General features: G+C 58.1%; 24 protein-coding genes. 8 read left to right on the plus strand and 16 right to left on the minus strand.

The window, feature by feature from the left end; genetic code table 11:
- Nucleotides 1-5: 5 nt before the first annotated feature.
- From FJ320_00500 to lepB, 9 genes are all read right to left on the minus strand, one after another.
- Complete coding sequence (locus tag FJ320_00500; GenBank protein ID MBM3924461.1) at nucleotides 6-221, minus strand: DUF2283 domain-containing protein; 216 nt, start codon at nucleotides 219-221, stop codon at nucleotides 6-8.
- A gap of 263 nt (nucleotides 222-484) precedes the next feature.
- Nucleotides 485-940, minus strand: a complete 456-nt coding sequence (locus FJ320_00505; GenBank protein ID MBM3924462.1) for a GatB/YqeY domain-containing protein — start codon at nucleotides 938-940, stop codon at nucleotides 485-487.
- Between the two features lie 9 nt (nucleotides 941-949).
- Entirely contained in the window at nucleotides 950-1,423 is a 474-nt protein-coding gene (locus FJ320_00510; GenBank protein ID MBM3924463.1) for a 6,7-dimethyl-8-ribityllumazine synthase, read from the minus strand.
- Nucleotides 1,424-1,427: 4 nt separating this feature from the next.
- Nucleotides 1,428-1,658 carry a hypothetical protein gene (locus tag FJ320_00515; protein MBM3924464.1) on the minus strand — a complete coding sequence of 77 codons (231 nt, stop codon included), beginning with the start codon at nucleotides 1,656-1,658 and terminating at the stop codon, nucleotides 1,428-1,430.
- A 15-nt stretch (nucleotides 1,659-1,673) separates the two neighbouring features.
- Nucleotides 1,674-2,129, minus strand: a complete 456-nt coding sequence (locus FJ320_00520; protein ID MBM3924465.1) for a hypothetical protein — start codon at nucleotides 2,127-2,129, stop codon at nucleotides 1,674-1,676.
- 52 nt (nucleotides 2,130-2,181) lie between these two features.
- Entirely contained in the window at nucleotides 2,182-2,796 is a 615-nt protein-coding gene (locus FJ320_00525; protein MBM3924466.1) for a CDP-alcohol phosphatidyltransferase family protein, read from the minus strand.
- Nucleotides 2,768-3,910, minus strand: a complete 1,143-nt coding sequence (locus FJ320_00530; GenBank protein ID MBM3924467.1) for a glycosyltransferase family 4 protein — start codon at nucleotides 3,908-3,910, stop codon at nucleotides 2,768-2,770. Before FJ320_00530 ends, FJ320_00525 begins: the two co-directional genes overlap by 29 nt.
- A 31-nt stretch (nucleotides 3,911-3,941) precedes the next feature.
- The gene (locus tag FJ320_00535; GenBank protein MBM3924468.1) at nucleotides 3,942-5,018 is read right to left on the minus strand and encodes an inositol-3-phosphate synthase; all 1,077 of its coding nucleotides are present in this window, start codon (nucleotides 5,016-5,018) and stop codon (nucleotides 3,942-3,944) included.
- A 538-nt stretch (nucleotides 5,019-5,556) separates the two neighbouring features.
- A complete protein-coding gene (gene lepB / locus FJ320_00540; protein ID MBM3924469.1) occupies nucleotides 5,557-6,165 on the minus strand; it encodes a signal peptidase I in 609 nt (202 codons plus the stop codon).
- A 138-nt stretch (nucleotides 6,166-6,303) separates the two neighbouring features.
- Here lepB and FJ320_00545 point away from each other — a divergent pair, with 138 nt between their 5' ends.
- Together FJ320_00545 and FJ320_00550 are read left to right on the plus strand one after the other, a co-directional pair.
- Nucleotides 6,304-6,939, plus strand: coding sequence for a sigma-70 family RNA polymerase sigma factor (locus FJ320_00545; protein ID MBM3924470.1), 636 nt, complete (start codon nucleotides 6,304-6,306; stop codon nucleotides 6,937-6,939).
- A 9-nt stretch (nucleotides 6,940-6,948) separates the two neighbouring features.
- Nucleotides 6,949-7,722: a zf-HC2 domain-containing protein gene (locus FJ320_00550; GenBank protein ID MBM3924471.1), complete on the plus strand. Its 774-nt coding sequence runs from the start codon at nucleotides 6,949-6,951 to the stop codon at nucleotides 7,720-7,722.
- 378 nt (nucleotides 7,723-8,100) lie between these two features.
- On the opposite strand, the gene FJ320_00555 is transcribed toward FJ320_00550, so the two are convergent.
- The 4 genes from FJ320_00555 to FJ320_00570 all read right to left on the minus strand — a co-directional run bounded on the left by FJ320_00555 (nucleotide 8,101) and on the right by FJ320_00570 (nucleotide 12,314).
- On the minus strand, nucleotides 8,101-9,051 hold the full coding sequence (locus FJ320_00555) for a cyclase family protein (GenBank protein MBM3924472.1): 951 nt from the start codon (nucleotides 9,049-9,051) through the stop codon (nucleotides 8,101-8,103).
- Nucleotides 9,052-9,127: 76 nt separating this feature from the next.
- Nucleotides 9,128-9,712 (minus strand): hypothetical protein, encoded by a 585-nt coding sequence (locus tag FJ320_00560; GenBank protein ID MBM3924473.1) that lies wholly within the window; start codon nucleotides 9,710-9,712, stop codon nucleotides 9,128-9,130.
- Between the two features lie 67 nt (nucleotides 9,713-9,779).
- A complete protein-coding gene (locus FJ320_00565; GenBank protein ID MBM3924474.1) occupies nucleotides 9,780-11,015 on the minus strand; it encodes a hypothetical protein in 1,236 nt (411 codons plus the stop codon).
- A 369-nt stretch (nucleotides 11,016-11,384) separates the two neighbouring features.
- Entirely contained in the window at nucleotides 11,385-12,314 is a 930-nt protein-coding gene (locus FJ320_00570; protein MBM3924475.1) for a hypothetical protein, read from the minus strand.
- Nucleotides 12,315-12,608: 294 nt separating this feature from the next.
- Between FJ320_00570 and FJ320_00575 the strand changes: the two genes are divergently transcribed.
- The 4 genes from FJ320_00575 (at nucleotide 12,609) to FJ320_00590 (ending at nucleotide 17,040) form a co-directional block, all read left to right on the plus strand.
- Complete coding sequence (locus tag FJ320_00575) at nucleotides 12,609-13,739, plus strand: DUF541 domain-containing protein (protein MBM3924476.1); 1,131 nt, start codon at nucleotides 12,609-12,611, stop codon at nucleotides 13,737-13,739.
- 382 nt (nucleotides 13,740-14,121) lie between these two features.
- Entirely contained in the window at nucleotides 14,122-15,213 is a 1,092-nt protein-coding gene (gene ribD / locus FJ320_00580; GenBank protein ID MBM3924477.1) for a bifunctional diaminohydroxyphosphoribosylaminopyrimidine deaminase/5-amino-6-(5-phosphoribosylamino)uracil reductase RibD, read from the plus strand.
- Between the two features lies 1 nt (nucleotide 15,214).
- Nucleotides 15,215-15,796 (plus strand): riboflavin synthase, encoded by a 582-nt coding sequence (locus FJ320_00585; protein ID MBM3924478.1) that lies wholly within the window; start codon nucleotides 15,215-15,217, stop codon nucleotides 15,794-15,796.
- Nucleotides 15,797-15,834: 38 nt separating this feature from the next.
- On the plus strand, nucleotides 15,835-17,040 hold the full coding sequence (locus FJ320_00590) for a bifunctional 3,4-dihydroxy-2-butanone-4-phosphate synthase/GTP cyclohydrolase II (protein ID MBM3924479.1): 1,206 nt from the start codon (nucleotides 15,835-15,837) through the stop codon (nucleotides 17,038-17,040).
- A 339-nt stretch (nucleotides 17,041-17,379) separates the two neighbouring features.
- Here FJ320_00590 and FJ320_00595 read toward each other — a convergent pair.
- The 3 genes from FJ320_00595 to FJ320_00605 form a co-directional block, all read right to left on the minus strand.
- A protein-coding gene (locus FJ320_00595) for a peptide chain release factor 2 (GenBank protein MBM3924480.1) occupies nucleotides 17,380-18,502 on the minus strand; the annotation gives its coding sequence in 2 pieces (ribosomal slippage) (nucleotides 17,380-18,435 and nucleotides 18,437-18,502; 1,122 coding nt in all).
- Between the two features lie 223 nt (nucleotides 18,503-18,725).
- Nucleotides 18,726-19,409 (minus strand): deoxyribonuclease V, encoded by a 684-nt coding sequence (locus FJ320_00600; protein MBM3924481.1) that lies wholly within the window; start codon nucleotides 19,407-19,409, stop codon nucleotides 18,726-18,728.
- A 185-nt stretch (nucleotides 19,410-19,594) separates the two neighbouring features.
- Nucleotides 19,595-20,560 carry a D-2-hydroxyacid dehydrogenase gene (locus FJ320_00605; GenBank protein MBM3924482.1) on the minus strand — a complete coding sequence of 322 codons (966 nt, stop codon included), beginning with the start codon at nucleotides 20,558-20,560 and terminating at the stop codon, nucleotides 19,595-19,597.
- 97 nt (nucleotides 20,561-20,657) lie between these two features.
- Between FJ320_00605 and FJ320_00610 the strand changes: the two genes are divergently transcribed.
- On the plus strand, nucleotides 20,658-21,536 hold the full coding sequence (locus FJ320_00610; protein ID MBM3924483.1) for a sulfite exporter TauE/SafE family protein: 879 nt from the start codon (nucleotides 20,658-20,660) through the stop codon (nucleotides 21,534-21,536).
- A gap of 3 nt (nucleotides 21,537-21,539) precedes the next feature.
- Nucleotides 21,540-22,754 (plus strand): tRNA guanosine(34) transglycosylase Tgt, encoded by a 1,215-nt coding sequence (tgt, locus tag FJ320_00615; GenBank protein ID MBM3924484.1) that lies wholly within the window; start codon nucleotides 21,540-21,542, stop codon nucleotides 22,752-22,754.
- The last annotated feature ends 86 nt before the right edge of the window (nucleotides 22,755-22,840 follow it).

A 22,840-nucleotide genomic window follows, 5' to 3' on the forward strand; every position in this document is an offset into this window, starting at 1 on the left:
ACTCTCTATTCTTTCTCCTCTGACAACGTCACCTTTAACGGCAAACCTTTAATATTGATCATTCCTAATGTCGAGAAGTCAAGTAATCTGCCCTTTGAATCTATTTTCTTCATTACCCTATCGTCCTCGGTCTCTTGAAAGTAACCCTGATGTCGCTCAAGAACGACTTCTAAGAAGTCTCCCTCAGAGTCATACCACACTTCTATCAGCTTTTTGGTCATGTTTATTTATATGAAGACCTCGCGTTGCCTACCCTCTTCCTTCTTTCTCTCTTGAATGCCTGGTGCTAATTTTGGATTGAGATGAACAAAAGGTGTGATGGCCCCCAAGGAAATCCCTTCTCCCCTTGTAGGAGAAGGCGCAGGTCGAAGACTCGCCGTGGCGAGATGAGGGGGAAGCCCTAGAGACGCAATACGAATAGCAGAGCTAACAATCCTCTTGTTTCTTTCACTCAGCATTTAAGCTCTATTATATCTAACGTCCGCTATCCTCCCATCCCTTCCAGCATCTTTGTCACCACCTCATTCACCACTCCACCCTCGGCCTTTCCCTTGGTCTGCGGCATCAGCCTCCCCATCACCTTCCCCTTGTCAGCCGGCCCCTTGGCCCCCACCTCCGACACCACCCTCCTCGCCAGCGACTCCACCTCCGCTCTGCTCATCTGCTGCGGCAGGTACTCCTGAAGGATAGCCGCCTCCTTCTCCTCCTTGTCCACCAGGTCCTGCCGCTTGCCCTGCTTGTACAATTCAATCGCCTCGCGACGCTGCTTAATGCCCTTGGCGACTAGTTCATGAACGCCCGCGTCATCCAGCGGCTTCTGCTTATCGATCTCCTCGTAATTGATACTACTCCGCAGCATCCGTATCACTGACAAGCGAAGCTGGTCTCCCTTCTTCATCGCCTCCAGCTGGTCAGCCTGCAGCTTCTCCTTAAGCGCCATATCCTCCCCTTATTTCCGCCGAATCTGCTTCATTAAATTCGCCATCTCCACCGCTGTCTCCGCCGCCTCCTGCCCCTTGTTCCCCATAGCCCCCCCGGCCCTGTCCATAGCCTGCTTCATATTCTCGGTGGTCAGCACACCCGTGATAACCGGCACCCCTGTGTCCACCGCCACCCGCGCGATGGCCGCGGTGCTCTGCGTCGCCACCACCTCGTAATGTCCCGTCTCCCCTCGAATAACACAGCCCAGGCATATCACCGCATCGTACATCTTGGACTCCGCCAGCGCTTTCGCCGCCACCCCCAGCTCCAGCGACCCTGGCACATGGCACACCGTCACATCCTCTTCCTTGACCTCAAGACCCCTGAGGGCCTTCACCGCCCCATCCAGGAGCTTGTGCGTCACCATATCGTTAAAACGGGAAACTACAATGGCAAACCTAAGTCCCTGTCCCTCTAAAGAACCCTTAATCTCTTTGGACAAGAGCCTAGCTCCCCTTCTTTTCCGCCTCGGGTTCCTTGTAACCCACCTGCATGACCTTCTCTAACAACTGCTGTTCCGGCACGTTGCCGACGAACTGCGTCGTATTATTAATTACCGTTTTGGGCACCGCGCTTACGTTGTACATCCGCGCCATATGCGGAAACTCCTGCGCCTCGACAACGTCGGCCCTAATCAGCTTGTTCTCTATCGACATCGCGTGGGCCAGCCTGGCCAACTGTGGGCAGTGGGGTCAAGTCGGCGTCACGAAGACCTGTATGTGAACTGGCTGGTTTACCTTCCTTAGCTGCTTCCGTGTCTCCACAGACAGCGGGCTGACCTCCCTGGACAACGTCTCGATATCCTCCAGCAGCGTGGCAAATTCGTACCCCGCCGGTATTCCGAAATATCGCAGCCGCGGGCTTCCGTCAGACTCCAGGACAATGGCCGGCACCCGCTCGACAGCGTATTCGTCTCGCTCTTTGGTCTGGGTGAAGAAATCGTAGGTGTTCAAATGCAGTTTAGGAGAAAGCGCCGCCAGGTCTTCCATCAGTTCCTGTGTCTGGGGGCAGGTGGGGCACTCCCTCCCCGGCACCGTCAGCAGTGGCGATTGCCGCGAGACAAATAAATTAATTGTAACGTCCTTCTTAAGCTCCTTTTTGAAGCGGCGCTTTAGTTCGGTCTGGTCTTGTTCGGGGATTAGCGGCATCTCATATCTCTGCTTTGGGGGACTAAAGCTAGTTTACACCAGCGCCTATACCTTATCCAGTTTTTATTCCTCTCCATATATGCAGCAGCCGCGTGAGCATCGTCCACGTCGAAAAGAACGCTATTAATCCCAGCGCCAACAGCACCTCTGCTTCACCGATAACCAGCCCCGCCGAAAGTATCACCACCCGCTCGGGCCGCGTCATCAGACCGCCCTTCATGTCCAGCCCCAGCGCCTCCCCCCTCGCCCTCAAATAGCTGACGCCCTGCGAACTCGTGAAGGCCAGTATAAGCAGCGTCATATACACGCCTAGCTGCCTGGACTCCGGGTCGTCCGTGGCCCCATAAACCGCCAGCCCCAGGTACAGCGCCGATTCGCCCAGCCGGTCGAACAGCGAGTCCAGCAACGCCCCAAAAGTCGTAACCCTACCCGTCATCCTCGCCAAGGCCCCGTCGAACAAGTCCAACGCGCCTCCGGCTAGGAACACCAACCCGCCCTGCCACAAGAGTCCCATCCCCACCAGCGCCGCCCCCACCGCCGATATCAGGAAGCCAAGTATTGTGATGGAATTAGGAGTCAGACCAACGGCGTTTAACGCCTTTGCCCCGGGCTCCTCAATCCATTGCTTGAGTGAAGCTCTAAGCTTTTCTCGCAGCCGCTGCGCCATACGTCCTGTTCATCGTCGACTCATAATAGTCCACCACTCGCCACGCTACGCGCTCCCAGCTATACTGCCTCACCTCTTCCAGCCCCCTTCGCCCCATCTCAGCCCTCATCTCAGTATCCTTCACCAGCCCCGCTAGCGCCTCCGCCAGCGACGCGCTGTCCTTTGGCCGCGCCAGCAGCGCCTGATGCCCGTTCCTGAGTATGTCCGAATATCCCTCGATTTGTGTGGCTACTATAGGCTTCCCTAAAGCCATCGCCTCCAGCAGCACAATCCCAAAGCTCTCCTTCCCCGTGGCCGGCGAACAAAAAATATCTGCCGTCTGGTAGTACCTGGGTAAATCAGAGTACCTAGCCGGCCCCACCATCACCAGGTCCTTCAGACTTCGCTCCGCCATAATCCTGTAACAATTCCTGTCCGGGTCTCCCGGCCCCACAACTATGAGCCTTATGTTCGGAAACTCCCACTTAAGCTGGCCGTATGCCTCCAGCAGGTATCTAAGCCCCTTCCGCTTCTCCATCCTTCCCACAAACAAGATGTTCACTTTCCCGTCCTGGAACTCGGGCAGCGGTTTAACGCAAGGGTTAAAAAGCGACAGGTCGATACCGTTGGGTATGATTTCGTACTGCCGTGGAAAAAATCGCGCCACGTGTTTCTTCGCCGCCTGCGACACAGCAATGCAGCCGTCCAGCCGGTCAAACCAGTGGCGCAGCATTGGGCTGCTCCAGCCATACCACCGCCCGCTGCCGTGAAAGGCGTGGAATGTCCCTATATTGACTGATCTAGAGCATTGCAGCACCGCCAGCGGCAGATACGGGGCCATAGGCTCGTGCAGGTGGATTACGTCAAATTCTTCCTCGGCCAGCAAGTCCCGCACCTTCTTATAGTTCCACGCTGAAAGCGATATGCGCGCTATGGAGCCGCCGCTGGGAATGGGCACAGACCGCCCCATGGGCACAAAGTTAGACTCCAAATCTTGCGCCCTCGATGGCGAAAACGGCGCCAGGACTTTTACCTGGTGGCCCATCATCTGAAGCTGATGGCTCAATTGCGTAATGTGCGCAGTCACACCGCCAGGCCAGGTGAAGTCGTATGGCGACACCAGGGCTACCTTCATCAGGTCGCCTTTCTACCGTGTGGTGGGGTAATTAACCCTTCTTATCTTCAATGAAGTCTTCCACCATCTGCCTCGCCTGATCGTCGCTGTACTGGATAGGCGGCGACTTCATGAAGTACGCGCTGGGCCCTTTAATCGCTCCGCTCTCGCCCCGGTCCAGAGCCAGCTTTATGCAGCGCACTGCATCTACCACCACACCCGCAGAATTGGGGCTGTCCCACACTTCCAGCTTCACTTCGACGTTTATGGGCGCGCCGCCGAAGTTGTGGCCCTCCATCCGTATATAACACCACTTCCGGTCTTGCAGCCAGGGTATGTAGTCGCTGGGCCCTATATGCACGTTGTCCGCGCCGATGTCGTAGTCCAACTGGGACGTGACCGAGTTTGTCTTCGATATCTTCTTGGACACCAGCCGCTCCCTCTCCAGCATGTTGAGGAAGTCTGTGTTTCCTCCAAAGTTAAGCTGGTAGGTGCGGTCTAAAATAACGCCTCTATCCCGGAAAAGGCGGGTCAGCACTCGGTGGGTAATCGTCGCTCCCACCTGCGACTTGATGTCGTCTCCAATTACCGGCAGTCCCTTGGACTTGAAGCGGTTCTGCCAGTACTCCTCCCGCGCGATGAACACTGGTATGCAGTTAATGAACCCGCATCCAGCCGCCAGCACCTGCTCCACGTACCACTTGGTCGCCTCTTCGCTTCCGACGGGCAGGTAGTTTATAACGACGTCAACCTTGCGCTCCTTCAATATTCCCACTACGTCGGCTGTAGATCCCGGCGCCTTCTTCACTACGTCCGCCAGGTACTTGCCGACGCCGTCATGGGTCATCCCCCGGTCCACCTTAACCCCCGTATGCGGCACGTCGGCAAACTTTATCGTGTTGTTTGGCTTGCTGAACACCGCCTCCGACAGGTCCTTCCCAACCTTATTGACGTCAATATCAAACGCCGCCACCACTTCAATATCCCCAATCTCGTAATCGCCGATGCGTGGGTGCATCAGACCGGGCACAAAGCCATCCTCAGGCACCTCACGGTACTTATGAAGGCCCTGCACCAGTGAGGAGGCACAGTTGCCCACGCCAATGATGGCTACATTGATCTTTCCCACTCGGATTTTCTCCTTGCTACAGACTAATTTTAACCGTCATGCCGCGCTTCCGATGGATTGTAGCAACTTGAAAGGCACAACAACAAGTTTGGCAGAGCTATATGTAGCTCCACTGCTACAAAAGGCGGGTGTTCGCTTAAGATGCTAAGCGACGGGAAGTTAGCTCTCTGATATCCCTTTGTCTCCTCAGGTTCTCCCTCTTCTCCTATTGCAAAGAGATCCGCTTCCTTTAAGCATATATCGCGGAGTCTCCTCATCCTTGATATCTATTCGATGAGGAGGCCGTCCGCCGTAGGAGGATCGGCCCGATGTAATCGGACCTGTCCAGAGTACCCACGAGGGAAGAAGAGGGAGTTAGACGCCGTCCCTAGCCTGGCCGAAGGAGGGAGATGAGGTGATCTTACCTTCTCTTCCCCTTCCAGCGTGAGGCGTCGTCCCGAGTACCCCCCCCCCCCCCCCCCCCCCCCCCCCCCCCCCCCCCCCCCCCCCCCCCCCCACCGGCCTCGGTTGGCTTCTCAGGCTGAGGTAACGCTCCCGTCTAATTCGGCGCCTCTGTCTGATTAATAAACCCTATCTTCAGCGGCAAGTCATACGCCACCCACTTGTTTCCTATTATGTAATCTATACCCAGTGGTCCCCAGTGCCGCGAATCGTTGCTGTGCGTACGATTGTCCCCCATAACAAAAAATTCATCAGGTCCCAGCGTCTTGAAATCCATATACTCGCCCCGGGCCCGCTCCGTTCCTGCTACGTAGGGCTCGTCCAGCAGCTTACCGTTCAAATATGTGTACCCGTCCCTTATCGAAACCTGGTCCCCGGGCACTCCTATAACCCGCTTAACAAAGCTCCGTGCCGGGTCCCTTGGGTAACTGAACACCACAATACTCCCCCGTTGGGGTCCATCCTTCTGAAACGGCGTCATCTCCTCCTGTCCCGACGCGTCCCAAAAGGGAATAATGTCGGAGAACTTATCCATGTTCACTTTTAAATATGCCAGCTTGTTCACCGTCACATACTCGCCCGACTCCAAAGTCGGGTACATGCTGGAACCTTCCAACTGAAAGTTCTGAACGCTGACCTGGAGAAAGAAGAACACCACCAGCGCCATAATAAGGGCTTCTAGAAATTCTTTGGCCAAGTCGAACATTGTGTTAAGAAAAATCCCTAATTTAAGAATTCCGACAACTATTCTATATTAGCATGGGCATGCCCGGACAATTTTGAAACAACCGTTAAGAGCAGTATATGGATAAATTGTCCACTCTGGCGTTAATATCCACTGGTTATGTCCATCAATCCCATCACTAGGATCAACCCCCCCTCCACCGTGGACCACCCTGCCTCTCACCCTCTTCTGCCCATCCTGGATAAACTGGGAAAGCAGTACTGTTTCAACTGCGTAGTGGAAGAGCATCAGACCAGGGCCTACAACCTTGCCGTTCACATGCTTGGCGACTGGTCCCAGGCTGAAGACGCAACCCAGGAAGCCTTCATCTCCGCCTACCGCTCCTTCAACAATTATCGAGGCGTAAACCTAGCCGCCTGGCTCATGCGCATCGTCGCCAACTATTGCCGCGATATGCTCCGCATCCGCAAGTCCCGGCCCTCCCAGCCCTTGGACGTCCAGATCAACAACCCGGTCGACCGCGACGCCACCGAAACCAGTTCCCCCGAGAACCTCGCCCTGCGCAGCGAGCTGCGGCAGGCCATCAACAAGGGCCTGAACACCATCCACGTCGACCAGCGCCTAGCCCTCATCCTAGTGGACATAGAAGGCTTCAGTTACGACGCGGCCGCCGAGGCCCTGGACTGCAATATCGGCACCATAAAGTCCCGCCTCAGCCGGGGCCGCGCCGCCCTAAGAAACTATTTGTTAAACCAGGGGGAACTTCTACCCCACTCTTTACGTCAATATAAGTAGGAAAAGTTTATGCGACTCTTTGGCCATCGACATATAGCTGGTCAGGCGCTCACCGAGTACCTGGACGATTGCATCTCTCCCGCCCGGCGGCAGAAGGTGGAAACCCACCTAACCGCCTGCCCGCGATGCCGCCAGGAGCTTGACTCCCTTCGCGCCACCGTTGCCGGTCTCCGCGCTATGTTCCAGACCCAGCCACGGCGCTCCTTCATTCTCCTCAATGCTCCTGACATGACACCCTACGCTCCCCGCGCTAAGTCCAGGGCGCCCTCTTGGGCCGTTGGCCTGGCCGCCTCTGCCGCCGCCCTCGCCCTGGTCGCCATTATATCCGTAGATGTTTTGGGCGGCCTGTCTTCGGGCGATCGTAACACCCCCGTGGGCACTGCGGCGCTTCCTGAGGACAATGCGTCCTCTGCGGAAAACTATCGCGCCATAGACGGCCCCAAGTTCGCCGGCAACTTCGCGCCTGGCTCCTCCCCCTCACCCTCCGAGACCAGCGTCCCCTCCAAGCAGAAAGGCGCAGCCCCTGGCGTGACCGAGATTATCACCACCGGAGGCATCCCGGACCAGCCCGCCCCTACCGAGGTCGCTAGCATTCCCCAAGCGCCTGATCCCATCATCAGTGCTGACCAGGTCCCCGCCGTCATAGAAACTCCGTCTCTTAACGAAAGCGGCGGCACCTCTATCTACTGGCGAGTCCTGGAAGTCCTTCTGGCCGCTGGTGCCGTCGTCCTAGGCATCCTTTTCTTTCAACAACTGCGACGCCGTCCCCAGATACCTTTATGACCAACCGTTCCCATTAAGTCTAAATTCCATAGGCCGGTCCATCCGGTCCCTACCCAATAAATAGGCCGCCCTCACCCATCGGTGCGGCCTATTTCTATTCCGGTTTTCTCTGCTGTTGCCTAGCCCTTTCAGGCCGCTTCACATTGAATAGATAAGGAGAAGCGGGGGATAGAGGGTGATGAGGTGGTCCTTATTTTCCTTCCCTCTTCTCCCGACTACGGGAGAAGAGGGACAAAGGGTGATGAGGGCGCCCCGATTAAAGACCAGGTATTTATTTTGCATCACGCGTTTGCGTGTGGGGAGTTAGGAAGGGGGTCCGAAAGAAAAGGGTGGAGAGTGGCAATCTCCACCCCAATGCAAACAGCGGTCCGCTATCCCTTAGAAAATCGCTATCGGATTCACCGGCGCGCCCGTCCCGTTGGCCAGTCGCAGCGGGTTCACCACCAGCATAAACTCGTACCGATTTTCCTGCTTGCACACCCGCGCCAGGTCCTCCAGATTGCAATTGTCCAAAATCCAGCACCCAATGGCCGTTAAGAGGATGCGGTGGACCGGCAGCGTGTACTCCTTATACCCGCTGGGCATCACATCTTGGGCCAGATCCCCTCCCAACATGGCGATGTCCCGCTGCTTCAGCCAGGGCAGGCACGCCGCTTGCAAGCCCGACCCTCCGTCAATCATCGGCCGGTTCGGCCCCTCCGCCTTCCGCCTCTCCCAGTTCCCAGACCGGATTATCAGTACATCCCCAGGCCCTACCTTCACACCAAACTTCTTCTCCGCCGCGTCCAGGTCTTCCGGATATATAGCTTCCCCGGGCTTCATGTACGGCACGCCCTTTAAAGTCGGGAAGTCCAGCAGCACGCCGCGAGTCACCACTCCGTCCTTCAGGTTGTCTATACTCTCCACCGACGCCCCCGTCCGGGTCCGAATAGCGTGCGACGGGAAGCCGTTGTACATCTTCCCATCCGCGAACATGTGGCATAGCGCGTCCACGTGGGTGACTATCATCCCGTGGTACACCATGCCAATGTACTCCATAGCCCCCTGGGACGGCGACTCCGGCTTCCCCGGCGTGTCGTGCATCCCCTCGCCGCTCTCCACCATGTACAACTGCGGCGGCACCGCGGCGTCAATCGACGGCTCCGCCACAATGGGCCGCGCCAGGCTCACCGTCAGCCCCTTCTTCACCAATCGCGTCGCCTCCAGCCGCTTCTGCGGCGTGACCAGGTTAATAGTTCCTAGCTGGTCCTCCTTGCCCCACCGGCCCCAGTTGCTCAGGGTCTTGTGCCACTGGGCGATTTCTTGAGATGTTGCGTTCTTGGGTGACATAGCTCCTCCTCGTTGTGTCCGTTTTTTGCAAAAGGTGGCCCAATTCTAGGCAGGGTCTCTTGAGGGTGTCAAACGCCTAGCCAAAGGGCACCTTTCCCATCCCCTGACATATCTCCAGCCGCGCATACCTTATAAATATGCTTCCCAGAGGGTTTGCCAGCGGCGCGTTTACCGCCAGGCAGGCAATAACGTGCTTCTGACCGGGCTTGGCCTCCCTGGCAATTAGCAAGCGGTTCCGCCCGTTGTACCCAATCACGGGCGATAGCTTCTGCGCCGCAATAGCCGCCGCCGGCTTTAAGTCTGGCCCGGGGTAATCCGCCCAGACCTCGCCGTAGTCGTCTATCGACGCCTCAAACCACACCTGCGCCCCCGCCACCGGCAGGCCCCGCACCTTCTCCGGCAGCGTAATCGTAAACCGGTACCACCCAAAAGTCAGTCCCGTGCTCACCGAGTCTCGAATGCTCTTAGGCGTTGCCCATCCCGAATCGTCAAAGCCCGCCAGCCGCGCCGCCACCTCTGTCTTCCTCTCTGCCGTCAGGCCCTGATTAGGCTGGCCGGGGTCTAAGCCCAGAGCAAACTTGATGCGCCCGTTGACCAGCTTCAACTCCTCCGGGCTGTCCAGGTCCAGTGTAATCATTCCCGATGCCTGCTGCGTAGTCATCGTTTCCTCCTTAAAAGCCAACCGCCCCGATAAATCGGGGCGGTGGTTTATTGGTTAGCTCAGGCCTCTAGCTGGCGCGGCTGGCCTCTCGAGGCTGCATCCGCTCATGCGTCTTGGGGTCCAGATTCCAGAAGCGTATCCCGTTGTCGGACAGTATCTTCTTCTTCTGGCCGTCCGTCAGGTCGTCGCGCTCCAGCACCTTCTGCACGCTCCACGGCGACAGGCAGTCGAAGTGCGAGTAGTCGGACCCAATGATGATACCGCTCTCGCCCACCTTCTTGGTCAGCAGCGGCAGGAAGTCGGCCTCCTCAGGCTCGAAGCATATGAAAAGCTGGTCGCCGAAATAGTCCTTCGGCTCGTCCTTCCTCAGCTTGGGCGCGCCGTCGGGCATAATCTCATAGTGCTCCTCCAGACGCTCCAGGTAGTAAGGGAGCCAACCCGCACCCTGCTCAATCCACGCGACCTTCAGGTCCGGGAACTTGTCCAGCACGCCGCTGGCGATGAACCCGCACACTGAGAACGGCGCGTCGATGCCCATAAACAGGTGCTTCAGGAACTCGGTGTCCAGTCGGCGCATCCCCACCGACTCGTGAAGCTGCTGGTGTATCGAAACTGGCATCCCCAGCCTCACGCACTCCTCCAAGATTGGGTGGAACCGCTCCTTATACAGCCACTCGCCCTTGAACTGGCAGGGGAGATAAGCGCCTCCCAGACCCAGGTCGGCGGCGCGGTGCAGCTCCTTCAGCGCCAGCTTGGTGTCGTGCAGCGGAAGGATCATAGTCCCCCGCACCCGGTCGCGATACCCCTCCGTCCACTCTGTCACCCAGTCGTTCCACCCCCGGGCGAACCAGTAGGCCACCTCCGGGTTGTCGATGGTGTTCAGCAAGTTCTGATGCAGGACGCAGAAGATAAAGGTCACATCAAACCCCTCGGCGTCCAGGTCCTTTATGCGCTCCTTTGGGCTGCGCTCTCCCTCCCGGTTGTACCACTGGTCCGGGTCGTGAGTGGAAAAGGTCGCCAGCTTGCCAAAAGGCCCGGTGCGGAAGTCCGAGTTGGGAAACACCTTGGAATGTTCCAAAATCCAGATGTTGTCGTAGTGCCGGGTGGAGTTTTTTTGTGTGCCGCCGCTCCGGGCCGCCCCCGCTACATCCTTCCAGTTGGGGTCCACAAACTTGCGCGGCGCCCACGGCTTCAGTTCGTCCGGAAAGCGCTTCCACAGCTCGCACTTGCTCTCGTCCACGTGTGAGTCTGAATCGACGATGTAATAGTCAGGCAACGTCCCACCAACATACTTGCGAGGCATAAAACAGAGTCCTCCTGAATGCGGTTTCTGACGGCCATTATACTCCTAACCCTAGCCGAGACAAACTGGCCCTATCAAATTCCAGTCTCCCTAATCCTCTATCTCTGCCCTCAGCACACGTCTGATGCCAGTTAAGAACTGGGGTTAATTAACAAGAAACGGAATTGTCATTCCGGGCGGCAAACTCGATGTACTCATCGGGACGCAGTTGAGCACCTTTACTTGACTATTCAATCGCGAAATCCCGATGTTAATCGGGTCGAGGAATCTGTTATGACGGTAACCTCGATTGTCATCTCACTGACACGACCCGGGTCTCTTATAGCCTACAGCTGCAATCACACCTATAAACTAGCATCAGCCCGTCCATTATCTCCGTCGATGATACTTCACCACCCGACGCTTTCGGCCGAACTCCCCGGGCTGCACCACATAAACGTCTCCAAGCGAGTCCACCCACGCCCCATGGCAGCTTCGATTGACCTCCGACCCCCACCTCGCCACCCGTTCCACCCTATCCCCATCTATCGACACAACGCTGAACTTTCCGCTGTTATGCTCGGGTATATAGGCTACGTTATTATTGTCCACATGTATGACCGCCGGGCCTATCAGCTCCAGGGGCCATACTGAAATTAGTTCTCCATCCGTGGAAAACACCTGCACCCTGTCATTCTCCCGGTCCGCTACCAGCACCCGATCCTGCCGGTCAATCCAAACCCCGTGTGGCAAGTTAAACTGACCGCGCCCCTTTCCAGGCTGGCCCCAGGACTTAATTAACTTCCCCTCTGCTGTAAATTGATGGACCCGGCTGTTAGCATAGCCGTCAGCCACGAAAATATCGCCCGTCGAAGACACCGCCACACCCGCTGGAAGATGAAAAGGCTTGCCCCCGTGGGTCACCCTTGTGAAGGCGTTGGACGAAAAGTCGTCCTCTGGCACTCCCGTGTCCGAGCGATATCCCTTCACCCCTATCGACATCTGTATCTTGCCGTCCGATGTGAACTTCATTACCTGGCCCTGATCCCTATCCACCAGCCAGACATTGTCCTTGGCATCCAGGTAAACGGCATGCGGCATCCGAAAAATTCCCTCACCCCACGAGTAAAGAAACTTGCCCTCTCGATCAAACACCATCACCGGATGCGGCCCTCTATCGAAAACATATACCCTATCCCGCGAATCCCCGGCTACCGCAGCCGACGTCATACCCCACTCAGCAGGCAGCCGCGCCCACTCTTCATCGACTTCATAAGTAAACTCGCCTTGCCCCACCCTTTTCACCATAACCTCCCTCATCTTTACCGATATGCGGCAATAATACTCAATACATCTGCGTTTTCAGGATGCTAACATTCCATTCATATACTGTCAAAGCCGTGCAATCAGAGTGCAAAATGACAACTCAGGGTTAAGGTCCCATCTACTCAAGTGTCCCCTCTTCTCCTATTGAGAAGGGCCTGCCTTAGTACCCCCGAAGGAAGAAGAAGGGGTTAGGGGATGATGAGGTGATCCTATTATCTCTTCCCCTTCCAGCAGGCTGTACTCAGTCCCGATGCAGTCGGGAAAGGGGGAAAAGGGGATGGTGTCCCAATGCGAACGAGGCCGGCATTTACGTATCACCTGGTACTAAACCCATCCCTAAGACTAGCCCCAAAAAGACCCCATAATCTGGCAAGCAACCAGGGAACCTTTTCAAAAAGCACCGCGTCTTATTCATTGAAGAGGTCACGCAAACCAAACATCCAACCTGGAGGAACCGCCCCAATGAAACCCCTGAAGAAACCTAGGCTGCTCCTTACCTTAATTGCCGCCCTCGGACTTCTCACCCTCACCATCGCTTGTGGCAGCGCCAGCGGCGGCGACAACCAGACCCCTACCGCCAATAACTCGGCCAACGTATCTAACGTAGCCGGTAGCGTTCCCCAGGGCGGTGCCGGTTCCGTCTCCGAGCTCTCCGCAGCACGCAGCTCTTCTTACGTCGACTCCATACCCTACGGAGGCTACGGCAGCCTCCAGGAGGGCATCCACGTCACCGGCGCTGGGACCGTCACCGTCCAGCCCGACTTGGCCATCCTGAACATCGGCGTCAGCGCCACCGCCGACACCGTGAAGGAGGCTATGAACAAGGCCAACACCTCCCTCAACGCCATGCTGGAAGCCCTCAAGAAGCACGGCATCGAATCCAAAGATATCCAGACTACCCACTTCAGCGTCTATCCCAAGTATGATAGTTATGAGACCTATAGCTGCCCCAAGGATGGCCAGCCCGCCATTGCCCCTGACCGCTCCATGCCCTCCGACGCCTGCCACCGCGAGTGGAAGCAGAAGCTCACCGGCTATCAGGTCACAAACCAGCTAACCATCAAGATTCGAGGCGACAAAGAGGTCGGCCCCGTCATCGACGACATGGTCGCAGCCGGCGGCGACGCCGCCCAAGTCCAGGGTATCCACTTCACCGTCGATGACACCAAGGCCCTGGCCGCCAAGGCCCGAGAAGCCGCTGTCAAGGCCGCCATGGAGCAGGCCCAGCAGTTCGCCACGCTCACCGGTGTCGGCCTCGGCAAACTCGTCTACATATCCCAGTCCGGCGGCGAAATTCCCGTCAGTATGGCCTCCAAAGACCTGGCCTTCGCCCCCGGTGCCGAATTCGCTCCCACCCCCATCAAGACCGGCGAGGTGGAGGTCACCGTCACCGTCCAGGCCGTCTTCGCCATCGACTAGCATTCTTCGCTCCTCTCCTCTCTAAAGCCCTCCGCTAAACACCCAAGCGGAGGGCTTTTTGTTGTCTTCAAGGCTTGTATAAACGACCAGCTTTGCATTTGGCCTTGTGCGCTTCCGGCCCTCTCCTCAGGTCCCCCTCTTCTCCTATTGCAAAGGAGAAGAGGGGGATAGGGGGTGATAAGGTGATCTTAATTTTATCTTCCCCTTCCTGAAAGGAAGGGGTTAAGGGATGGTGGCTCCGAATGGAGAGTGGTTCGTTATGAATGCAGACGGCGCGGCTACAAAAGTTGTCCCAGCCATCCCCGCTTGCTACAATCGCCCTTGCCATACCAAAGACGGCTTGATTCCAATCATAGCCTCGCCAAATTGTTCAAATAATTCCATGGACTACATGCAGCGCGCCTTCACCCTTGCCCTAGGCGTACAGGGCACCACCAGCCCCAATCCCGCCGTCGGCGCCGTAATCGTTAAAGACGGCCGCATCCTCGGCCAAGGCGCTACCCAGCTCCCAGGCCAGGCCCACGCCGAAATCGTCGCCCTCCGACAGGCCGGCGACTCCGCCCGCGGCGCTACCCTCTACCTCACTCTGGAACCCCACTGCTTCCAAGGGCGCACCCCGCCCTGCACCCGCGCCATCATCGACGCCGGCATCAAGGAAGTCCACATCGCCGCCCTGGATCCCAACCCCAGGGTCAACGGTCGAGGCAAGTCGGAACTCGAGGCAGCAGGCATAAAAGTTATCCTAGGCGAGTCCTCCCAGGAAATCAGGGAGCTTTACGAGGCCTTCGCCAAACATATACACACCGGCCTACCCTTCGTCATCGCCAAGTTCGCCATGAGCCTGGACGGCAAAACCGCCACCCGCGCTGGCCACTCCCAGTGGGTCACCGGCCCCGACTCCCGCGCCCTGGTCCATGACCTCCGCCGCGCCTCCGACGCTGTCATGGTTGGCGTCAACACCGTCCTCCGCGACAACCCCAGACTCACCGCCCGCGGCGCCCAGGGCCAACCATTGTCCCACCAGCCCCTCCGAGTCATCATCGATTCCAACGCCCGCACTCCGACCAACGCCCTGCTATTGCGCGAGCCAGGCAAGACCCTGGTCGCAGTCACTGACGCCTCTCCGGTTGCTATAAAAACGCTAGAATCCGCTGGCGCCGGGGTTATCAAGCTCCCCCGAGAGGACGGCCTGGTATCCCTCAAACCCCTCCTGCAAGAGCTGGGCCGGCGAAACGTCGTAAGCCTGCTCGTCGAAGGCGGCGGCACCCTCCTCGGCTCCCTTGTCGATCAGGCCCTGGTCGACAAAATTCTCGCCTTTATCGCCCCGGTTATCATCGGCGGCAAGGACGCCCTCTCCCCCGTCGAAGGTCAAGGCATCGACATCATGTCCCATGCCCTGCGGCTAGACCACGTCTCCGTCCAGCAAATCGGTGACGACGTTCTCATCAAAGGCTATCCAAAACCAAGGAGCTAGCGTGTTCACAGGCATTGTCGAAGAAGTCGGCGTCGTCAAGTCTTTCACAGGCTCGCGGTTGACCATAAAAGCTGCCAAAGCCCTGGAAGGCCTCGCCCTTGGCGACAGCGTCTCCATAAACGGCGCCTGCCTTACCGTCGTAACCCTGGACGCCTCCTCCTTCGGCATCGACGCCGTCCCCGAGACCCTCCGCCGCACCAACCTTGGCGAACTCGAGCCCGGCTACCCTGTCAACCTGGAACGCGCCCTGGGCGCGGGAGGCCGCCTCGGCGGGCACATCGTCCAGGGCCATGTTGACGCTCGCGGCAGGCTCCTCTCCATCAAGCCTGAAGGTGGCGCCCGCATCTTCCGGTTCCGCGCCCCCCAGCGCCTCATGCCCTACATCGTTGAAAAGGGCTTCATCGCCATTGATGGCATCAGCCTGACCGTCGTTAAGCGATTTGGTGCATCTTTTACCATCTCTGTGATACCATATACGTTTGTAAACACCAATTTCCAAAGACGAAAAATCGGAGACTCGGTAAACCTGGAAGTGGATATCCTAGCCAAGTACGTGGAGAGCCTCTTAAGCTCTCGTAAATGATCTCTTCAAAATTTATCTCAATGCTAGAAGGATAAGGAATGGCTCTGGCCACCATCGAAGAAGCGCTGCAGGACTTTCAGCAGGGCAAGTTCCTTATCGTCGTTGACGACGCCAAACGCGAGAACGAAGGCGATTTAGTCCTCGCCGCCGATAAGGTCACCCCTGAAGCCATCAACTTCATGACCAAACACGCCCGCGGCCTTCTCTGCGTCCCCATCGCTGGGCAATATCTTGATCGCCTCAACATCCCCATGATGTCCCCCCGCCGCGGTCCTTCCATGCACGGCACCGCCTTCACCATGTCCATCGACTACACCAAAGGTACTACCACCGGCATCTCCGCCTACGACCGCGCCGCTACCATCAAGGCCGCCCTGGACCCAGCCTCCACCCCGGACGAGTTCGCCCAGCCCGGCCACACCTTCCCCCTTCGCTATCGAGACGGCGGCGTCCTGGTCCGCGCCGGCCATACCGAGGCTAGCGTGGATCTCGCCGTTCTGGCGGGCTTCAGCCCGGCCGCCGCTATCTGTGAAATCCTCTCCGAAGACGGCACCATGGCCCTTATGCCGGAGCTGGAAAAATTTTCCCTCGACCACGATATCAAGATCATCTCCATCGCCCAGCTCATCGCCTACCGCCGCTCCCAGGAGAAGCTGGTCGAAAAAGTCTGCGACGCCCGGCTTCCCACCAAGTATGGCAACTTCAAAGTCGTCGGCCACACTAGCCGCTACGACCCCGCCCAGCACGTCGCCCTGGTCATGGGCCGCTGGCAGCCCGATGAACCCGTCCTCGTCCGTGTCCACAGCGAGTGCCTTACCGGCGACATCTTCGGCAGCACCCGTTGCGACTGCGGCCAGCAGGTGGAACAAGCCCTCAAAGCCATCGCCGCTGAGGGCAAAGGCGTCTTCCTCTACATGCGGCAGGAGGGACGCGGCATCGGCCTCCACAACAAAATCAAGGCCTACCACCTCCAGGACAACGGCCTAGATACCGTCGAAGCCAACGAAAAACTCGGCTTTGAGCCTGACCTCCGCACCTACGGCATCGGCGCCCAGATCCTATCCGACCTGGGCGTCCGCAAAATGCGCCTCCTCACCAACAACCCCCAGAAAATCGTCGGCATCAGCGGCTGGGGCCTCAGTGTCGTTGAGCGAGTCCCCATGGTCGTCAACCGCACCCGCGAAAACGAGCGATACCTAAAGACAAAACAAAAGAAAATGGGCCACTTCCTAAACCTCCAGTAGACCCTTCCCTTTGTGGTGGATGTTGGGTGTGACAGCACGTCATTTCGACCGCAGCCGAGAAATCTCAACGCTACGTCCGCCGCCATTACCTCTCATCTCACCAACAATGACTATTCTGGCCCCTTTCCTTCCCGTCTGGTTCTCCCCCTTCGGCTTGGAAGAGCTCCGCTGCCTTTAAGCATATATCGCGGAGTCCGATACAATCGGACCGTCCTGAGCCTGGCCGAAGGAGGGGGTTGTGGTATTTCTTTTTACTTTCCCTCTTCTCCCGTAGTCGGGAGAAGAGGGATCAAGGGTGATAAGGGCGACCCGCTTAAAGTTAAAGCTGGTTTTCCCAGGCTAGATTGACGCCTGGCCCGCATCCCCCACGGTGGATAGAAGGTAAGCCTTCAAAAACTCATCCAGCTCCCCATCCAGCACTCCCTCCGCGCCGGAAGTCTCATAACCCGTCCGATGGTCCTTCACCAACTTGTACGGGTGCAGCACGTAGCTCCGAATCTGGTTCCCCCATTCCGCAGAAACCCTCTGCCCCTTAAGCTGCGCCATCTCCTTCGCCCGCTCCTCCATACGAAGCTGCAACAGTTTCGCCCGCAGGATGGTCATCGCGTACTCCCGGTTCTGGTGCTGCGACCGCTCCGTCTGGCACGACACCACAATCCCCGTCGGTATGTGCGTCAGCCGCACCGCCGACGCCACCTTCTGCACGTTCTGCCCCCCCGGCCCGCTGGAGCGGAAAAAGTCCATCTTCAAGTCCTCAGGCCTGATAACTATGTCCGTGTCTTTCCCCTCCTCCGCCATCGGCAGCGCCTCCACGTACGCAAAGGATGTATGCCGTAGGTTGTCGTTATTGAACGGTGACAGCCGCACCAGCCGGTGAACCCCCTTCTCCGCCTTCAGGTACCCGTAGGCCGACGGCCCCTCCACCTCCACCGTGGCGCTCTTTATCCCAGCCTCTTCGCCGTACGACATGTCCAGCACCTGCGTCTTGTACCCCCGGCGCTCCGCCCAGCGAAGGTACATCCGCAGCAGCATGTCGCTCCAGTCCTGCGAGTCCACCCCCCCTGCCCCGGCCTGTATGGTAATAATCGACGGCCTGCCGTCGTAGGGTCCCGAAAGTGTTACCTCGACCTCTTTGCTGCCGACAGTCCTGACGTACTCCCGCGCCTCTTTGGAAAGCTGCTGCTCCAACGACTCGTCCCCCTCCGACTCCGCCATCTCCATCAGCTCCAGCAGCGACGCCCCCCGCCTCTCCAACTCCCGCCAGGTGGACACCGTCTCTTTCAGACGTGTCAGCCGCTTCATACACTCCTGGGCCCGTCGGGGGTCATTCCAGAAGTCCGGCTCCGCGGACTCCTTCTCGATTTTTCCTATCTCACCCTCTTTGTTAGCGATGTCAAAGACGGCCCACTATCTGTTGTATCTTCTGGGCTGTCTCCTGGATTTGTTGCTTCAACTCTTGCATCTATATTCCTTATTCCTTTATACCAGTAATTGCTATGAAAGTAGGTTAAGCGCGCCATAATTGACTCCCCTCAGGTCTCTTCCCCCTTGAGGTCGAATCCTATAGCCATATCAACCTGAGATCCCGATGCCAATCGGGAGGGAAGACTAAGATGAGGGGTCGGGGTTCTGGCAGAGGGGTGTCCCCTCATTGATCATATTATGTCCTATCTATATTAACGCCTCTATATTAATGCCGCCTTCAGTGTACCCGACGCCGCCTTGTGCGCCAGCCGCGTCGGCTCCGGCATCCGATATCCCCGGCAGCTCTCCATTACCCATTGTATCGATGACTCCAAATCTACCCTATGCCCCGCTGACACAATCATCGGCGACACGCCTGCCCGCGTCCGCAGCGCCACACCCACCACCTCACTTCGATGTATTAGCGGACTTGTTGCTCCCACCTCTACGTCCAAATCCCCATACCTCCCGCATAACACCGACTTCGCGCACCCAATAGTCGGCAAGCTTGTCATAAGCCCCAGGTGACACGCAATCCCTAGCCTCCTAGGGTGCGCGTAACCCTGTCCGTCCACCATCATCAAGTCCGGCTGAACGCTCAGGGCCTCCAGCGCCTTGGCCAGCACCGGCACCTCCCTAAACGACAGAAATCCCGGCACGTATGCCATCCCCGGCTCCGCCCTCGCCACTCTCACCTCCATCACCTCCATGCTCGGGTACGACAGCGCCACCACCGCTCCTAGCGCCATACCCTCATCCCTCACCCCAGATATGTCCACGCCAGCCACGCAGCGCACCTTCTCCACCACCCCATTTGTAAATAACACCTCCGACGCCAAACGCCTCTGGATAGCTTCCGCCTCCTCCAGCGTCACTGACCAGGGATGTAACTGTTTCAGCCTCACCTGCTAATTATATCAAGCTTGGACGGGAGACCATCCGCTTTTCTGAGTGAACTAAAGAAATCTCAGCAATCCATTACTTGCCACGCCCCATTTATTACTACTCACCCTGAGCTTGTCTAAGCCTGCCCTGAGCCTGGTCGAAGGGGGCGAGGATACTTTAGCTCCAGTCCGATCTCTACCCCCAATCAGTACCACTTCGCCTTATCCACCACATTCCTCAGCCGCTCACCCTTGAGGAACCTACCCGCGTTGTCCAGAAGCACCTGAAACCTCCGCTCCGGTATGTTCTCCGCATCCCTCACAGCTACGTGAGGCGTCATCAGAACATTAGGCAAGCCCCACAGCTTGTGGCTTGATGGCAGCGGCTCCTCTTCAAACACATCCAACCCGCAGCCCGCAATGTCCCCCCTCTCGATGGCCTCCGCCAGGTCGTCTATCCTGCAGACCTTCCCACGGCCAACGTTGATAAAGTAGGCCGTCCTCTTCATCAACCTAAAACGCCGCGCGTTAAACAATCCTTCCGTCTCCGGCGTATGGGGCAGCGTGGAAATCACGAAATCGGCCTGAGGCAAAACTTTGTCGAGTTCGTCCGGCGCATGAAACTCGACATACGACAGCTTGTATTCCCGTCTCGGATCGACGCCGATAATCCTCATCCCCAGTTCTTTGCACAACCTGGCCGTCTCATGCCCAATCCCGCCCACGCCGATTATCAGCGCCGTCGCCTCGCCCAGATAAACGTACCGAGTTTTTCGCGCGCCCTCATCCCACACTCGCTTCCTCTGGGCATCCATGTACCAGGGCAGCCCTCGAGACAAGGCCAGCAAGAACATCAAAATATGGTGTGATATGTGGTCGTTGTAGATGCCGCGTGGGTTCGTGATGGTTACAGGATGCTCGATCAGAGCCTTGTAATAGTATCCCGGTGAAGGCCCTGCCGCCGCGCTGTGGAGCCATCGAAGCTTCTTAGCCCCTGCCAGCGCCGCTGGCGGTACCCACCCATACGCCGCGTCCGCATCCCTCATCACCTCGATAGCCTCCCGGTCCGTTCCTGGTGAGACGACCTCATATTCCGAAAATGTATCGCTCAAACGCGCGGCGAACTGCCGCTGCAAATCATTCTGTGGCGGCATAAACACAAACTTGGGCATGTCTTCCTCCTTTGCTCTCAACCTACTCTTATCGAATACCTCCCCAAAAGCCTTAGTCCATCGCTGCCCTTGGTGTATAGTACCCATCGATATATGACTGCGAGCCCCCGTCGTCTTGGATGATATCACCCTCCTGACCGCCATCGCCCTCATCGCCCTGGGCCTCGGCGCGGGCGCCTATGGCTCCCTCATCGGCGCTGGCGGCGGCTTCATCATCGCCCCCCTCCTTATTCTCGCCTTCGGCATCGACCATCGACTAGCCGTCGGCAGCGCCCTCGTCACCGTGGCCCTCTCCTCCATTTCCGCCTCCATCACCTTCCTCAGACTGCATTATGTCGACCTGCGCTCCGCCTGGCTCTTCAGCCTCTCCGCCATCCCCGGCACCATCGTAGGCGTCATCGGCCTTCGATATATCCCCGGCCATATCTTTGAGATTATCTACGGCTTCCTTCTCCTAGCCCTCTGCGCCTACATCATCTACACTCAGCGCAGCGACGCCTCCAGCAAGCCCCTCCCTCTCCAGCAGTCCAACCTTCTAACCCACAACGACTTCTGGCATCATACCCACACCGTCACCACCTCTGACCGCGGGAAGTTCCAATACACCTACAATGAGCCGGCCGCCGTGGGCCTCAACGGCCTCATAGGATTCATGTCCGGCTTCCTTGGCAACGGCGGCGGCCCCTTCCGTACTCCTGCCCTGGTCTATCTCTTCCACTTTCCAGTCCTCATCGCCGTGGGCACCTCCCTCGTCTCCCAGGTTGTCGGCACAGCCATCGGCAGCGGCGTTCACGTCATCGAAGGCAATGTTGACTATCCCGTGGCACTCCTTACCGGCACAGGCGTCGTCCTGGGCGCTCAGGCCGGCGTCCGAATCGCCCGCATTATGCAGGCCCAATGGCTCCTGCGATTTCTCGCCCTCGCCATAGCCGCCATCGGCATCCAGCTCTTGCTGTCTGGTTTCGATGTAATATAAATCATGGCCCTCACCTTCCGGCTAGACACCGCCTCCACCCCGGGTCCGCCACAAACTAATCATTCAATCGGCGGAAGCCGATCCATCGGCTCCCCCCGCGCCGGCCTCCTCTCCACTCCCCACGGCGACGTCCCAACTCCTGCCTTTATGCCCGTCGCCACACAGGGCACCGTCAAGACTCTCTCCTCCCACGATGTCCGAGACCTCGGCGCAAACATCCTCCTCAGCAACACCTACCACCTCTACCTACGCCCCGGCATCGACCTCATCGAAAGCCTTGGCGGCCTCCACTCCTTCATGGGCTGGGATGGTCCCATCCTAACCGACAGCGGCGGCTACCAGGCCTTCAGCCTTGGCGCCCTCATCAAGCTCACCGATGAAGGCGTCGCCTTCCGCTCCCACATCGATGGCTCCCGCCACCTCTTCACCCCCGAAAAGACCATCGAGTATCAGCAGCGCCTCGGCGTCGATATCATGATGTGCCTCGACCAGCTCGTCCCCGCCAACTCCGATGAATCCGCCCTCCGCGACGCCATGGACCGCACCCACCGCTGGGCCGCTCGATGCCGCCAGGCCTGGAGCAGCCCCAACCAGGCCCTCTTCGGTATCGTCCAGGGCGGCGTCTCCCCCACTCTCCGCGAAGCCTCCGCCCAATTCATCACCGGCCTGGACTTCCCAGGCTGCGCCGTCGGCGGCCTGGCCGTCGGAGAAAATAAAGCCCAGATGTACGAGACCGTAGCTCTAATGGACAATCTTCTACCCAAAGACCGACCCCGTTACCTCATGGGCGTCGGCTCGCCCGAAGACCTGGTGGAATGCGTCGCCCGAGGCATGGACCTCTTCGACTGCGCCCTTCCCACCCGCGTCGCCCGCAACGGCGCCCTCTTCATCCCCACTGGCCGCGTCGACATCACCTCCGCCCGCTTCCAGTCCATAAACAACCCACTAATGGAGGGTTGCGACTGCTTTGCCTGCTGCAACTTCCCGGCCGCCTACCTCCACCACCTCTTCAAAGCCAAAGAGATTCTGGGCCTCCGGCTCGCCACCATCCACAATCTGCGCTTCGTCCTCCGCCTCATGGCCCAAATGCGCTCCCACATCCTCGATGGCACCTTTAACGCCTTCGCCCGCGACTTCCTCGCCCGCTACAAACCCACCAATGAGGCCGTCCGAATGGCCCAAAAAGTGCGCTGGCTCTCCCGCCGCCATGAGGACTAAAGCGGCTCCCGCCAACGCGCGTAATCAGCCTTCAAGGTCCGCCTAATGGATATCGAACAGAATGTGGAATCATGATACGTGTCAAT

The organism is SAR202 cluster bacterium (assembly GCA_016872285.1).
GTDB lineage: Bacteria > Chloroflexota > Dehalococcoidia > Lucifugimonadales.

What these genes read in the sequence shown, in the direction of transcription:
- FJ320_00500 (MBM3924461.1), bottom strand. Translation starts at nt 221, where the DNA reads ATGACCAAAAAGCTGATAGAAGTGTGGTATGACTCTGAGGGAGACTTC.
- FJ320_00505 (MBM3924462.1), bottom strand. Translation starts at nt 940, where the DNA reads ATGGCGCTTAAGGAGAAGCTGCAGGCTGACCAGCTGGAGGCGATGAAG.
- FJ320_00520 (MBM3924465.1), bottom strand. Translation starts at nt 2,129, where the DNA reads ATGCCGCTAATCCCCGAACAAGACCAGACCGAACTAAAGCGCCGCTTC.
- FJ320_00525 (MBM3924466.1), bottom strand. Translation starts at nt 2,796, where the DNA reads ATGGCGCAGCGGCTGCGAGAAAAGCTTAGAGCTTCACTCAAGCAATGG.
- FJ320_00530 (MBM3924467.1), bottom strand. Translation starts at nt 3,910, where the DNA reads ATGAAGGTAGCCCTGGTGTCGCCATACGACTTCACCTGGCCTGGCGGT.
- lepB (MBM3924469.1), bottom strand. Translation starts at nt 6,165, where the DNA reads ATGTTCGACTTGGCCAAAGAATTTCTAGAAGCCCTTATTATGGCGCTG.
- FJ320_00545 (MBM3924470.1), top strand. Translation starts at nt 6,304, where the DNA reads ATGTCCATCAATCCCATCACTAGGATCAACCCCCCCTCCACCGTGGAC.
- FJ320_00550 (MBM3924471.1), top strand. Translation starts at nt 6,949, where the DNA reads ATGCGACTCTTTGGCCATCGACATATAGCTGGTCAGGCGCTCACCGAG.
- FJ320_00555 (MBM3924472.1), bottom strand. Translation starts at nt 9,051, where the DNA reads ATGTCACCCAAGAACGCAACATCTCAAGAAATCGCCCAGTGGCACAAG.
- FJ320_00560 (MBM3924473.1), bottom strand. Translation starts at nt 9,712, where the DNA reads ATGACTACGCAGCAGGCATCGGGAATGATTACACTGGACCTGGACAGC.
- FJ320_00565 (MBM3924474.1), bottom strand. Translation starts at nt 11,015, where the DNA reads ATGCCTCGCAAGTATGTTGGTGGGACGTTGCCTGACTATTACATCGTC.
- FJ320_00570 (MBM3924475.1), bottom strand. Translation starts at nt 12,314, where the DNA reads ATGAGGGAGGTTATGGTGAAAAGGGTGGGGCAAGGCGAGTTTACTTAT.
- FJ320_00575 (MBM3924476.1), top strand. Translation starts at nt 12,609, where the DNA reads ATGCGAACGAGGCCGGCATTTACGTATCACCTGGTACTAAACCCATCC.
- ribD (MBM3924477.1), top strand. Translation starts at nt 14,122, where the DNA reads ATGGACTACATGCAGCGCGCCTTCACCCTTGCCCTAGGCGTACAGGGC.
- FJ320_00590 (MBM3924479.1), top strand. Translation starts at nt 15,835, where the DNA reads ATGGCTCTGGCCACCATCGAAGAAGCGCTGCAGGACTTTCAGCAGGGC.
- FJ320_00605 (MBM3924482.1), bottom strand. Translation starts at nt 20,560, where the DNA reads ATGCCCAAGTTTGTGTTTATGCCGCCACAGAATGATTTGCAGCGGCAG.
- tgt (MBM3924484.1), top strand. Translation starts at nt 21,540, where the DNA reads ATGGCCCTCACCTTCCGGCTAGACACCGCCTCCACCCCGGGTCCGCCA.